The 13,251-nt window shown below is 52.5% G+C and carries 12 protein-coding genes and 1 pseudogene; 3 read left to right on the top strand and 10 right to left on the bottom strand.

The features are described from left to right. Positions 1-165: IS1 family transposase (locus tag BGK49_RS25330; protein ID WP_047664789.1), on the bottom strand; the 165-nt coding region annotated here is incomplete at its 3' end. A 56-nt stretch (positions 166-221) separates the two neighbouring features. On the opposite strand from BGK49_RS25330, the pseudogene BGK49_RS04270 reads away from it, so the two are divergent. Together BGK49_RS04270 and BGK49_RS04275 are read left to right on the top strand one after the other, a co-directional pair. Then, positions 222-536: pseudogene (locus tag BGK49_RS04270) on the top strand (glycine zipper 2TM domain-containing protein); the annotation flags it as partial. Positions 537-551: 15 nt separating this feature from the next. Further along, positions 552-1,091 (top strand): DUF5384 family protein, encoded by a 540-nt coding sequence (locus BGK49_RS04275; protein WP_000755183.1) that lies wholly within the window; start codon positions 552-554, stop codon positions 1,089-1,091. A 94-nt stretch (positions 1,092-1,185) separates the two neighbouring features. On the opposite strand, the gene guaA is transcribed toward BGK49_RS04275, so the two are convergent. Continuing rightward, on the bottom strand, positions 1,186-2,763 hold the full coding sequence (gene guaA, locus BGK49_RS04280) for a glutamine-hydrolyzing GMP synthase (RefSeq protein ID WP_000138275.1): 1,578 nt from the start codon (positions 2,761-2,763) through the stop codon (positions 1,186-1,188). Positions 2,764-2,831: 68 nt separating this feature from the next. Beyond that, positions 2,832-4,298 (bottom strand): IMP dehydrogenase, encoded by a 1,467-nt coding sequence (gene guaB / locus BGK49_RS04285; RefSeq protein WP_005028285.1) that lies wholly within the window; start codon positions 4,296-4,298, stop codon positions 2,832-2,834. A gap of 161 nt (positions 4,299-4,459) precedes the next feature. On the opposite strand from guaB, the gene xseA reads away from it, so the two are divergent. Continuing rightward, complete coding sequence (gene xseA, locus BGK49_RS04290) at positions 4,460-5,830, top strand: exodeoxyribonuclease VII large subunit (RefSeq protein WP_000937933.1); 1,371 nt, start codon at positions 4,460-4,462, stop codon at positions 5,828-5,830. Here the strand turns inward: xseA and BGK49_RS04295 are convergent. From BGK49_RS04295 to rodZ, 7 genes are all read right to left on the bottom strand, one after another. Further along, positions 5,827-6,042 carry a zinc ribbon domain-containing protein gene (locus tag BGK49_RS04295; protein WP_001344398.1) on the bottom strand — a complete coding sequence of 72 codons (216 nt, stop codon included), beginning with the start codon at positions 6,040-6,042 and terminating at the stop codon, positions 5,827-5,829. The genes xseA and BGK49_RS04295 overlap by 4 nt on opposite strands. Before the next feature lie 68 nt (positions 6,043-6,110). Next, a complete protein-coding gene (der, locus tag BGK49_RS04300; RefSeq protein WP_005043528.1) occupies positions 6,111-7,583 on the bottom strand; it encodes a ribosome biogenesis GTPase Der in 1,473 nt (490 codons plus the stop codon). Positions 7,584-7,700: 117 nt separating this feature from the next. Then, on the bottom strand, positions 7,701-8,879 hold the full coding sequence (gene bamB / locus BGK49_RS04305; protein WP_001177044.1) for an outer membrane protein assembly factor BamB: 1,179 nt from the start codon (positions 8,877-8,879) through the stop codon (positions 7,701-7,703). Positions 8,880-8,889: 10 nt separating this feature from the next. Then, positions 8,890-9,510, bottom strand: a complete 621-nt coding sequence (yfgM, locus tag BGK49_RS04310) for an ancillary SecYEG translocon subunit YfgM (RefSeq protein ID WP_000409205.1) — start codon at positions 9,508-9,510, stop codon at positions 8,890-8,892. 17 nt (positions 9,511-9,527) lie between these two features. After that, complete coding sequence (gene hisS, locus BGK49_RS04315) at positions 9,528-10,802, bottom strand: histidine--tRNA ligase (RefSeq protein WP_001107159.1); 1,275 nt, start codon at positions 10,800-10,802, stop codon at positions 9,528-9,530. Positions 10,803-10,912: 110 nt separating this feature from the next. After that, positions 10,913-12,031: a flavodoxin-dependent (E)-4-hydroxy-3-methylbut-2-enyl-diphosphate synthase gene (gene ispG / locus BGK49_RS04320; protein ID WP_000551834.1), complete on the bottom strand. Its 1,119-nt coding sequence runs from the start codon at positions 12,029-12,031 to the stop codon at positions 10,913-10,915. A 26-nt stretch (positions 12,032-12,057) separates the two neighbouring features. Next, positions 12,058-13,071 (bottom strand): cytoskeleton protein RodZ, encoded by a 1,014-nt coding sequence (rodZ, locus tag BGK49_RS04325; protein ID WP_001090844.1) that lies wholly within the window; start codon positions 13,069-13,071, stop codon positions 12,058-12,060. Positions 13,072-13,251: the final 180 nt, after the last annotated feature.

The following is a 13,251-nucleotide window of genomic DNA, read 5'->3' on the forward strand; positions in this document are numbered from 1 at the left end:
TTTCTGGTGCGTACCGGGCTGAGAGGCGGTGTAAGTGAACTGTAGTTGCCATGTTTTACGGCAATGAGAGCAGAGATAGCGCTGATGTCCGGCAGTGCTTTTGCCGTTACGCACCACGCCTTCAGTAGCGGAGCAGGAAGGACATCTGATGGAAATGGAAGCCACGCAAGCACCTTAAAATCACCATCATACACTAAATCAGTAAGTTGGCAGCATTACCCGCACAAGCCTTCGGCGCGCTTATTGGCGCAGTCGCTGGCGGTGTTATCGGCCACAACGTCGGTTCTGGCAGCAATTCCGGAACGACGGCAGGGGCAGTTGGCGGCGGAGCTGTAGGCGCGGCAGCGGGTTCTATGGTGAATGATAAAACCTTAGTGGAAGGTGTTTCTTTAACATATAAGGAAGGCACCAAAGTGTATACCTCTACACAGGTGGGTAAAGAGTGCCAGTTTACGACAGGTTTAGCCGTTGTTATTACCACAACGTATAACGAAACGCGTATTCAGCCAAATACTAAATGTCCTGAAAAGAGCTAATAATCAGGAGGAGTCATGAAGAAAGTTTTTCTTTGCGCCATCTTGGCCTCCTTAAGCTATCCGGCTATCGCCTCATCATTGCAGGATCAACTCTCTGCTGTAGCAGAAGCGGAACAGCAAGGTAAAAATGAAGAGCAAAGGCAGCATGACGAATGGGTCGCGGAGCGCAACAGGGAAATCCAGCAAGAGAAGCAACGTCGCGCAAATGCCCAGGTCGCCGCTAACAAAAGAGCGGCAACGGCAGCAGCAAATAAGAAAGCTCGTCAGGATAAACTGGACGCCGAAGCCTCTGCGGACAAAAAACGCGATCAAAGTTATGAAGATGAGCTACGCAGCTTAGAGATTCAGAAACAAAAACTGGCGCTGGCAAAAGAAGAAGCCCGCGTTAAGCGAGAAAACGAATTTATCGATCAGGAACTGAAGCACAAAGCTGCGCAAACCGATGTGGTGCAATCTGAAGCTGACGCCAACAGAAATATGACTGAAGGCGGTCGCGATCTGATGAAAAGCGTGGGCAAAGCAGAAGAGAACAAATCGGACAGCTGGTTTAATTAATCGATGTTAGTAACTTCAAGCCTATGATTCTTGAAGATAAAAAACCCTCTGTAGTAACAGAGGGTTTTGTTCATTCATAGTGCAGGGATTAAAATCATTCCCACTCAATGGTAGCTGGCGGCTTGCCGCTGATGTCATACACCACGCGGGAAATACCGTTCACTTCATTGATAATGCGGTTGGAAACGCGACCGAGGAAATCGTACGGCAGATGCGCCCAGTGTGCGGTCATAAAGTCGATGGTTTCGACAGCACGCAGAGAGACAACCCAGTCATACTTACGACCATCGCCCATTACGCCAACGGAACGTACCGGCAGGAACACAGTGAACGCCTGGCTGACTTTGTTGTACAGGTCCGCTTTACGCAGTTCTTCAATGAAGATGGCGTCAGCACGGCGCAGCAGGTCACAGTACTCTTTCTTCACTTCACCCAGCACACGAACGCCAAGGCCTGGTCCCGGGAACGGGTGACGGTACAGCATGTCGTACGGCAGGCCCAGCTCCAGACCAATCTTACGCACTTCGTCTTTGAACAGCTCTTTCAGCGGTTCAACCAGGCCCATCTTCATCTCTTTCGGCAGGCCGCCCACGTTGTGGTGAGATTTGATGACGTGTGCTTTACCGGTTGCAGAAGCCGCAGATTCGATAACGTCAGGGTAGATGGTGCCCTGCGCCAGCCACTTCACGTCTTCCAGTTTCAGCGCTTCTTCATCGAACACTTCAACGAAAACGCGCCCGATGATTTTACGTTTTGCTTCCGGATCGTTTTCGCCAGCCAGCGCTGACAGGAAGCGATCTTCTGCCGGTACGTGAACAATGTTCAGACCAAAGTGATCGCCAAACATATCCAGAACCTGCTCTGCTTCGTTGAGACGCAGCAGGCCGTTGTCGACGAATACGCAAGTCAGGTTTTTACCGATAGCGCGGTGCAGCAGCATTGCGGTTACGGAGGAATCCACACCACCAGAGAGGCCGAGGATGACTTTATCGTCGCCTACCTGCTCGCGGATGCGAGCTACAGCATCGTCGATAATTTTCGCTGGCGTCCACAGGGCTTCACACTGGCAGATATCACGCACAAAACGCTCCAGCATGTGCATACCCTGGCGGGTGTGAGTCACTTCCGGGTGGAACTGTACGCCATAGAAGCGTTTTTCTTCGTTAGCCATAATGGCAAACGGGCAGCTTTCGGTGCTGGCTACGGTGACGAAGTCGGACGGGATAGCGGTAACTTTATCGCCGTGGCTCATCCAGACATCGAGCAGCGGTTTACCGTCTGCGGTCAGCGCATCTTCGATACCGCGAACCAGTGCGCTGTCGTTTACGACTTCAACCTGCGCGTAGCCAAATTCACGTTCGTTAGAGGCTTCAACGTGACCGCCCAACTGCATTGCCATGGTCTGCATGCCATAGCAAACGCCGAATACCGGTACGCCTGCTTCAAAGACATACTGCGGCGCACGCGGACTGTTTTCTTCAGTAGTACTTTCCGGGCCGCCGGAAAGAATAATGCCGCTTGGATTGAAGTCACGAATTTGTGCTTCTGTCACATCCCACGCCCACAGTTCGCAGTAAACACCCAGCTCACGCACGCGGCGCGCAACCAGTTGAGTGTACTGAGAACCGAAGTCCAGAATGAGGATGCGATGCTTATGAATGTTTTCCGTCATTGACGCTTATTCCGAGGCAAGTGAAACAGATAATATAAATCGCCCGACATGAAGTCGGGCGAAGAGAATCAGGAGCCCAGACGGTAGTTCGGGGACTCTTTAGTAATGGTCACGTCGTGAACGTGGCTTTCCTGAATGCCCGCACCGCTGATACGTACAAACTCCGCTTTAGTACGCAGTTCGTCGATAGTACCACAGCCGGTCAGGCCCATACAGGAGCGCAGGCCGCCCATCTGCTGGTGAATGATCTCTTTCAGGCAACCTTTATAGGCTACGCGACCTTCGATACCTTCCGGCACCAGTTTGTCGGCAGCGTTGTCACTCTGGAAGTAACGGTCAGAAGAACCTTTGGACATCGCACCCAGAGAGCCCATACCACGGTAAGATTTGTAAGAACGGCCCTGGTAGAGTTCAATTTCACCCGGAGATTCTTCAGTACCCGCCAGCATGGAACCCACCATTACCGCGCTTGCGCCAGCGGCGATAGCTTTGGCGATGTCGCCGGAGAAGCGAATACCACCATCTGCGATAACCGGAATACCTGTGCCTTCCAGCGCTTCAACTGCGTCAGCAACGGCAGTGATCTGCGGAACACCTACGCCAGTAACGATACGAGTCGTACAGATAGAACCAGGGCCGATACCGACTTTAACCGCGCTGCAACCAGCTTCTGCCAAAGCGCGTGCACCTGCAGCTGTTGCCACGTTGCCGCCGATGATTTGCAGATCCGGATATTTAGCACGGGTTTCACGGATACGCTGCAAAACGCCTTCTGAGTGGCCGTGGGAGGAGTCGATCAGCAGAACGTCAACGCCAGCGGCAACCAGCGCGTCAACACGCTCTTCGTTACCCGCACCTGCGCCAACTGCAGCACCAACACGCAGACGGCCTTGCTCGTCTTTACAGGCGTTCGGTTTACGTTCCGCTTTCTGGAAGTCTTTCACGGTGATCATGCCGATCAGGTGGAATTCGTCATCAACCACCAGCGCTTTTTCAACGCGTTTTTCGTGCATTTTTGCCAGCACCACTTCACGGGCTTCACCTTCACGCACGGTGACCAGACGCTCTTTCGGCGTCATGTAAACGCTAACCGGCTGGTTCAGGTCGGTAACAAAACGCACGTCACGACCGGTGATAATACCCACCAGTTCGTTTTCTTCGGTAACAACCGGATAGCCCGCAAAACCGTTACGCTCGGTCAGTTCTTTCACTTCGCGCAGCGTCGTGGTTGGCAGAACAGTCTGCGGATCAGTCACCACACCAGATTCGTGTTTTTTCACACGGCGAACTTCTTCTGCCTGGCGTTCAATGGACATGTTTTTGTGGATAAAGCCGATACCGCCTTCCTGAGCCAGAGCAATAGCCAGGCGCGCTTCCGTTACGGTATCCATTGCTGCGGAAAGCATAGGGATATTCAGACGAATAGTTTTCGTCAGCTGGGTGCTGAGGTCAGCAGTATTCGGCAGAACGGTAGAATGAGCAGGAACGAGGAGAACGTCGTCAAACGTCAGAGCTTCTTTAGCGATACGTAGCATGGGCAATATCTCGACCAGAGTGGTTAATAAATATTGCCGCGGCATTATACAGAGCGTAACCGATTGCATCTACCCCTTTTTGCAAAAAATGCTTGCTATCCCCGAAGGGCGGGTTACTATCGACTGAATAACCTGCTGATTTAGAATTTGATCTCGCTCACATGTTACCTTCTCAATCCCCTGCAATTTTTACCGTTAGTCGCCTGAATCAAACGGTTCGTCTGCTGCTTGAGCATGAGATGGGACAGGTTTGGATCAGCGGCGAAATCTCTAATTTCACACAACCGGCTTCCGGTCACTGGTACTTTACACTCAAAGACGACACCGCCCAGGTACGCTGCGCGATGTTCCGCAACAGCAACCGCCGGGTGACCTTCCGTCCACAGCATGGACAACAAGTTTTAGTTCGCGCCAATATTACGCTCTACGAGCCGCGCGGTGACTACCAGATAATCGTTGAGAGTATGCAGCCGGCCGGTGAAGGGCTGCTGCAACAGAAGTACGAACAGCTCAAAGCGAAGTTGCAGGCTGAAGGTTTGTTCGATCAGCAATACAAAAAACCACTTCCCTCCCCTGCGCATTGCGTTGGTGTGATCACCTCAAAAACCGGTGCTGCGCTACATGATATTTTGCATGTGTTAAAACGTCGCGATCCTTCTCTACCGGTGATCATCTACCCCACCGCCGTTCAGGGCGATGACGCACCGGGGCAAATTGTTCGCGCCATTGAACTGGCGAATCAGCGCAATGAGTGCGACGTGTTGATCGTTGGGCGCGGCGGCGGTTCGCTGGAAGATTTATGGAGTTTTAACGACGAACGCGTAGCGCGGGCGATTTTTGCCAGCCGCATTCCGGTCGTCAGCGCCGTCGGGCATGAGACGGATGTGACCATTGCCGATTTTGTTGCCGATCTGCGTGCGCCAACGCCGTCTGCCGCCGCTGAAGTAGTGAGCCGTAATCAGCAAGAGTTACTGCGCCAGGTGCAATCGACCCGTCAACGGCTGGAGATGGCGATGGATTATTATCTCGCCAACCGCACGCGTCGCTTTACGCAGATCCATCACCGATTACAGCAACAGCATCCGCAGCTCCGGCTGGCACGCCAGCAAACCATGCTTGAGCGCCTGCAAAAGCGGATGAGCTTTGCGCTGGAAAATCAACTTAAGCGTACCGGGCAACAGCAGCAGCGGTTAACACAGCGGCTGAATCAGCAAAATCCACAGCCGAAGATTCATCGCGCGCAAACGCGCATTCAGCAACTGGAATATCGTTTAGCAGAAACCCTGCGCGTACAGCTTAGCGCCACGCGTGAACGTTTCGGTAATGCAGTAACGCACCTCGAAGCCGTAAGCCCACTGTCAACGCTGGCGCGTGGATACAGCGTTACTACTGCTACTGACGGCAATGTACTGAAAAAAGTGAAGCAAGTTAAAGCGGGTGAAATGCTAACCACACGTCTGGAAGACGGCTGGATAGAAAGTGAAGTTAAAAACATCCAGCCAGTAAAAAAATCGCGTAAAAAGGTGCATTAAGCCAGCACGAATTCAACGCGTTTTTTCGATATCAAGCCATGCCCGTGCTGACAGAAGTAATCTACTGCACCGCAGGCTTTTAACACCTGCAACGGTTGATGGCAGTCTGGACAAAGAGCTTTCATTTCAATAAGTTCCCCGCAGGATGGGCAACGCGCATGGCCGTTATCCTGATCAAGCACATGCTGACATTGTGGACAATGCAGTTCCATATGAATTCCTCCGGTAGCCATCCCTCTACATTCATAGAGGGAATGGCAGATAAAATACTTACGGATAATTATTTATTTTTCTTGATGTGCTTCATCAGACGCTTACGTTTACGCATCTGGGTTGGCGTCAGGGTGTTACGCTTGTTCGCATACGGGTTTTCCCCTTCTTTGAACTGAATACGAATCGGCGATCCCATTACGTCCAGCGATTTGCGGAAGTAGTTCATCAAGTAGCGCTTGTAGGAATCAGGCAGGTCTTTCACCTGATTACCGTGAATCACCACAATCGGCGGGTTATAACCACCAGCGTGGGCATATTTCAGCTTCACACGACGACCGCGTACCAGCGGCGGTTGGTGATCTTCAACAGCCATCGTCATGATGCGCGTCAGCATAGAGGTCCCCACACGACGGGTGGAGCTGTCATACGCTTCACGTACTGATTCAAACAAGTTACCAACACCACTGCCGTGTAAGGCAGAGATAAAGTGCACACGAGCAAAATCGATAAAGCCCAGACGGAAGTCCAGCGTTTCTTTCACCTGCTCTTTCACTTCCTGGCTCAGGCCATCCCACTTATTCACCACAATGACAAGTGAGCGCCCACTATTGAGAATAAAGCCCAGCAGCGAGAGCTCCTGATCGGAAATACCTTCGCGCGCATCAATCACTAACATCACCACGTTGGCATCTTCAATGGCCTGCAACGTTTTGATTACGGAGAATTTCTCTACAGCATCGGTGATTTTGCCGCGTTTACGTACGCCAGCGGTGTCAATGAGCACATACTCACGTCCATCGCGTTCCATTGGAATGTAGATACTGTCACGCGTCGTGCCAGGCATGTCATAAACAACAACGCGCTCTTCACCAAGAATACGGTTAGTGAGTGTAGACTTACCTACGTTCGGACGACCCACAATCGCCAGTTTGATCGGCAGACTTTGCGGGTCGAAGTCGTCTTCCTCTTCTTCTTCGCCGTTCTCTTCCGCTTCAAATTGCGCCCAGTATTCAGCGTCTTCGTCGACTTCCTCTTGCGGTGCGAGATCTTCCATCCACGGCAGCAGCACATGCTCCAGCAGACTTAATACGCCACGACCGTGAGACGCGGCGATCGGGTAGATTTCACCTAAGCCAAGCGAGTAGAAATCAACCACTGCCTGATCGGGATCCAGACCGTCAGTTTTGTTTGCCACCAAGAAGGTCGGTTTTTCACGGGAGCGCAGATGTTTGGCAATCGCTTCATCTGCCGGCATCAGGCCCGCGCGCGCATCCACCATAAACAGTACGACGTCCGCTTCTTCAATCGCCAGCAGCGACTGTTCCGCCATGCGGGTTTCTACACCGTCTTCTGTGCCATCAATCCCGCCGGTATCAATACAGATAAACTCACGGCCTTCAATTTCCGCACGACCGTACTTACGGTCACGAGTCAGACCCGGGAAATCCGCAACCAGCGCATCTCGGGTGCGAGTTAGACGGTTAAATAACGTGGATTTTCCTACGTTAGGGCGCCCGACAAGCGCGACCACAGGTACCATGTTTAAAGCCTCATTTTTATAAATCATCAGACAACGCACGCTATATTCGCGTCGTTGTTAAAAACAGGAAAACGGCCCCTGTCCAGGAGCCGTTTTCAAAGTGAACGACAGAGACGATTAACGTGTAATAGAGTACACGGTTCCGTCTTTTGCCTGGATCAGCAGTTTGCCGTCAGCGGCAACCGGTTCAGTCTGGAAACCGGAACTATCAACTTTTTGCTGGGCAACGAAACGACCATCTTCGACATTAATCCAGTGCAGATAACCTTCACTGTCACCGACCACCAGGTTGCCATCATACAGCACCGGAGAAGTCAGCAGGCGATGCAACAGATCGCTTTGTGTCCACAGCGTAACGCCGCCATCAATGGTCAACGCCATCACCCGGTCATTTTGATCGACCAGATAGATGCGATTGCCGTCGACGATGAAATCATTCACCGAACCCAGTTCGCGTTTCCACATAATCTGACCACTGCGCAGATCAAGCGCCGTCAGGTTACCATTATAGGCCAGCGCGAAAACAACGCCGTTAACAACGACGGGAGTCGTGTCAACATCGCTCAGACGGTCAATTTCGGTAGAACCGGTCGCCTGGGAAATACGCTGCTGCCAAATCATCTGGCCCTGTTCCATCAGCACTGCGCTGACGCGACCATTATCGCCCCCCACGACGGCCGCACCAAAAGCCGTTGCCGGCGCAGACTCGCCACGCAAAGAGAGCGAAGGCATATCGAGGTTAACTGTCCATTTGACAGCGCCGTCAGCTTCGTTCAGCGCTTGTAACTGACCGTTACTGGTGTGGATTAACACCAGACCGTCGCTGACCACCGGGCGCGAAAGTGCTTCACCCGCGACTTTAGTTTGCCATGCCACAGTACCATCGCTGGTATTCAGCGCGTAAACCTGCGCCTTTTCGCTGCCAATGTAGACATGCCCACCAGACACGGTCACACCGCCAGAAAGTAATGCAGGCTCTTTAGAGAACCAGCCATCTTTCTCGGCCAGGCTGACAGACCAGATTTCTTTGCCATCATCCGCATTCAGCGCTTTTACCAAACCAGCGCGGTCCGCTGCATAGACAACGTTGTCCGCCAGTGCCGGATGAAGATTGGAATAGAAGTTGCCAATGCCGCTACCAACGGAAGTACTCCACGCCGTGGTCGGCGTAAACTGGTTTTCAACGGTTGGCAATGGGGACATCTTTACCACATCTTCTTCGCTGTTAAACAGCGAACAGCCGCTTAAAAGGGTAACGGAAAGCAGTCCTGGCAGCAGTAATTTACGCAATTGCATCGGGTCCCTCTCAGATGGACAAATTATTAATTTTCATCTGCATCATTTCGCTCAGTGCCGGAGTAACATCGCTTTTCACGCCTGCTTCCCATGCACTACGCGCACCTTGCTTATCACCTTTGCTCAGCAATGCTTCACCACGCAGGTCGGCAACAATGGCAGCCCACCCTTCACCTTTGATGGTATCAAGGGTTTTCAGCGCGGCATCAGCCTGCTTGAGCTGTACCTGAACGCGAGCAAGACGCAGATTTATCACGGCTTTGAGATTTTCATCGCTCGTGTCTGCCAGCCCCTGTTGTAACTGGGCGGCAGCTTTCTCTAGTTCATTTTTGTCAACAAATTGCTGCGCAAGTTCCAAAGAAGCCAGCGCACCATAAGTATTTTTATTTTCAGCAGCAAATTTTTCCGCCGCCGGGATGCTATCCGGTTTGCCTTCGCTCACTGCGGTAACCGCATTTTGATAGGCAAGAGAAGCGGAGCGTGCAGAATCAACCTGATGGCTGTTCCAGTAGCGCCAGCCAATCAGTGCGCCAACGCCCAAAATCACCCCAACAGCCAGTGCTTTGCCATTTTCAGCAAAAAAGCGTTTAACCGCTTCTACCTGGTCGTTTTCGTTCTCGTAAATTTCCACGCTGTCCTTCTCCTTCCTTAACCCAGTAACGTGCGCAAATGCGCGGCTACGCTATCCTGCGCAACTGCCGTTTGCTCACCAGAGCGCAAATCCTTCACTACTGCTGTGCCGTTAGTCACTTCAGACTCACCCAGCACCACAGCAACGCGGGCACCCCATTTATCAGCACGGGCAAACTGTTTCTTAAAGTTGCCGCCGCCGTGGTTGGTCATCAATTTCACGCCCTGTAATTCATCACGCAGACGCTCAGCTAATGCCATAGCCGCAGATTGTGTATCAGCACCTGAAGCCACCAGGTATATATCGACAATAGGATCGGCTTTAAATTCCGGATTAACGGCCTGTACTAACAATACAAGACGTTCGAGGCCCATCGCAAAACCGACAGCCGGTGTTGCACGACCGCCCAGTTGTTCCACAAGACCGTCATAACGACCGCCTGCACACACGGTGCCCTGGGAGCCGAGACTGTTAGTCACCCACTCGAAAACGGTACGGTTATAGTAATCCAGACCACGCACCAGACGCTGGTTTACGGTGTAAGCGATCCCCGCGCTCTCAAGCAGTTTGCACAGACCGGCAAAATGCTCACGAGATTCCTCGTCCAGATAATCACCTAATGCCGGAGCGTCGTTGAGAAGCGCCTGCACTTCCGGATTTTTTGAATCCAGCACGCGCAGCGGGTTAGTGTACATGCGGCGTTTGCAGTCTTCGTCCAGCTTTTCTTTATGCTGCTCAAGGAATGCCACCAGCGCATCGCGGTAATTGGCGCGTGCTTCCAGCGAACCGATAGAATTCAGCTCAAGAGTTACGTGTTCGGAAATACCCAGCGCGCGCCACCAGCGGGCGGTGAGCATAATCAGTTCAGCGTCGATATCCGGACCTTGCAGACCGAAAACTTCGCAGCCCAACTGATGGAACTGACGATAACGCCCTTTCTGCGGACGCTCGTGACGGAACATCGGCCCGATATACCACAGACGCTGTTCCTGATTGTACAGAAGACCATGCTCGATGCCGGCGCGTACACAGCCCGCCGTCCCTTCAGGGCGCAGAGTCAGGCTGTCGCCATTGCGATCCTCAAAGGTGTACATCTCTTTTTCAACCACGTCGGTGACTTCACCAATCGCACGTTTGAATAGCGGGGTCTGCTCTACAATCGGCAAGCGGATTTCACTGTAACCGTAGCTGCCGAGCACGTTTTTCAGTGTGCCTTCAATGCGCTGCCAGATGGCCGTTTCGCCAGGCAGGTAATCGTTCATGCCGCGAATGGCTTGAATGTTTTTTGCCACGTTTATTCTCTTTCTGAATATAAAAATGAACCCTCAACGCTTCCCTCAATGTTTGGGGAGCCATGCGGGTTCAATCATACACGGGAAGCGAGGCGCTTCCCATCACGTTATTATTTTTCAACCTGCTGAACGTCAATTCGACGCGCTTCATCCAGCTGACTGGCTTTCGCACGAATGCGTGCTTCCAGCTGGTCGATCATATCGTTGTTGTCCAGACGGTCTTTGCGCACGCCATCTTCATAGAGGCCGCTTTTCTTGTTGCCGCCGGTGACGCCGAGTGTAGAAACCAGCGCCTCACCTGGGCCATTCACCACGCAGCCGATAATCGAAACGTCCATCGGAGTGATGATATCTTCCAGGCGTTGCTCCAGCGCGTTAACCGTACCGATAACATCAAATTCCTGACGCGAACAGGTCGGGCAGGCGATGAAGTTGATCCCTCGCGAACGGATACGCAGCGATTTCAAAATATCGAAACCGACTTTGATCTCTTCGACCGGATCGGCCGCCAGCGATACGCGCAGCGTGTCGCCGATGCCTTCAGACAGCAGCAGACCTAAACCAATGGCGGATTTTACTGCCCCGCTGCGTGCACCACCGGCTTCGGTGATCCCCAGATGCAGCGGCTGATCGATCTGTTTTGCCAGCAAACGATAAGACTCAACAGCGAGGAAGACGTCAGACGCTTTCACGCTGACTTTGAACTGATCGAAGTTCAGGCGATCGAGATGATCAACATGACGCATGGCGGATTCCAGCAACGCCTGCGGCGTCGGTTCGCCATACTTTTCTTGCAGATCTTTTTCCAGCGATCCGGCGTTAACGCCAATACGGATCGGAATGTTTTTATCGCGCGCACAGTCAACCACCATGCGAATACGCTCTTCATTACCGATATTGCCAGGGTTAATACGCAGACAATCGACGCCGTATTCCGCTACTTTCAGCGCAATGCGATAGTCGAAGTGGATGTCAGCCACCAGCGGCACGTTAACCCGCTGTTTGATGAGTTTGAACGCTTCTGCCGCGTCCATCGTCGGTACGGAGACACGGACGATATCAGCGCCAACGCGTTCCAGCGCCTTGATTTGATTGACCGTTGCTTCGACATCTGTCGTACGCGTATTGGTCATGGACTGTACGGCGATGGGAGCACCATCGCCAATCGGCACATACCCAACGTAAATACGTGTTGATTTTCTACGTTGAATTGGAGCCTGGTTATGCATGAAAAATCTCCCGCGTTACCCGTCTGTTACTGCGCCGGTGATTGTTCGGCATTGAGGGTCAGACGCGCAACCTGGTTAGTTCTGATAAAACGACTCAGATCGACAGGTTTCCCTTGATACTGGATCTGTACTGCGGCTGGCGCACCAATTTTCAGTTTGTACGGTGCCTGGCCGGTTAAGTTCAAATTACCGTCTTTACGCTGCATACCGCTAAACAATTTTTTACCGGTAGCATCAGTGACCTCCAGCCAGCAATCGGCAGTAAAGTTCATCACCAGCGCATTCGGATCAGCCACCGGCGTGGTCACGCCAGCCTGATCGGTTGGCAACGGCGCAGCACCATCTGGCGTTGTTGCTGCCGTTGGTGCCGGGGTCGCGGCGGTATCAACATTTGCCTGCGAAGGCGAAACAACCGCATTCTGTTGCGGATCAACAGCTGGTGCTGGCGCAGTTACGGCAGGTGTTTGCGTGTTGGTTGCGGTAGTATCCACAGACGCTGGCGGCGTGGACGTTGTAGCCGGGTCTGTAGTTGTCGACGTATTTAACGGAACACTCTGCCCCTGCTCGCTATTACTGCTCAGTTCCGCCGAAGATTGATCGGCCATAGTGGTGATCTCTTCCTGCTGAGCTTTGTGGTCTTGCCACCACCAGGCACCGCTCAGGCCGATAACCACAAACAACACCAGCCAGGTGAAGGTCATCAGCCAGCCGTCACGTTTTTTGCGGCGTTTACCGAGGGAAAAACTCTGCATCGGCGCAACTTTCGCTGCCCGTAGTGGAGCCTGCTTTTCCAGCCCTGGCAGCAGTTCTTCTTCTGGAATATGTACCAGACGCGCATAAGAGCGGATATATCCGCGCAGGAATGTTGAAGCAAGATCGGCGGGTGCCTTATCTTCTTCAATGTCGCGTACCGTGGAAACCTTCAGGCAAAGTCGCTCGGCAACGGCCTGCTGACTAAGTCCTAGTTGTTCGCGAGCATTACGCAGGCGAGCGCCGGTAGTAAGTGCTTCATTTTGGTCGTGCGTGGCTTCAGTATTCATTCGCTGCAGGTACGTTTAAATGAGAATTGAGATGCCGGTGAACCATCATGCTCACCCACACCGCGAAACATCCGTTAAGTTAACCGTTATCATACAGTATAAGACCGTCTGTGTGCTCGTGACAAAGCCCACATTCACTAAGGCTAACTTACTGTTGCATCGTTACATACTGCCTTAAAG

The sequence above is a fragment of the Shigella sp. FC1544 genome (assembly GCF_001722145.1).
Taxonomy (GTDB): domain Bacteria; phylum Pseudomonadota; class Gammaproteobacteria; order Enterobacterales; family Enterobacteriaceae; genus Escherichia; species Escherichia coli.

Excerpts from the sequence above, each read along its gene's own strand:
- BGK49_RS04275 (WP_000755183.1), top strand. The coding sequence starts at position 552 with ATGAAGAAAGTTTTTCTTTGCGCCATCTTGGCCTCCTTAAGCTATCCG.
- guaA (WP_000138275.1), bottom strand. The coding sequence starts at position 2,763 with ATGACGGAAAACATTCATAAGCATCGCATCCTCATTCTGGACTTCGGT.
- guaB (WP_005028285.1), bottom strand. The coding sequence starts at position 4,298 with ATGCTACGTATCGCTAAAGAAGCTCTGACGTTTGACGACGTTCTCCTC.
- xseA (WP_000937933.1), top strand. The coding sequence starts at position 4,460 with ATGTTACCTTCTCAATCCCCTGCAATTTTTACCGTTAGTCGCCTGAAT.
- BGK49_RS04295 (WP_001344398.1), bottom strand. The coding sequence starts at position 6,042 with ATGGAACTGCATTGTCCACAATGTCAGCATGTGCTTGATCAGGATAAC.
- der (WP_005043528.1), bottom strand. The coding sequence starts at position 7,583 with ATGGTACCTGTGGTCGCGCTTGTCGGGCGCCCTAACGTAGGAAAATCC.
- bamB (WP_001177044.1), bottom strand. The coding sequence starts at position 8,879 with ATGCAATTGCGTAAATTACTGCTGCCAGGACTGCTTTCCGTTACCCTT.
- ispG (WP_000551834.1), bottom strand. The coding sequence starts at position 12,031 with ATGCATAACCAGGCTCCAATTCAACGTAGAAAATCAACACGTATTTAC.
- rodZ (WP_001090844.1), bottom strand. The coding sequence starts at position 13,071 with ATGAATACTGAAGCCACGCACGACCAAAATGAAGCACTTACTACCGGC.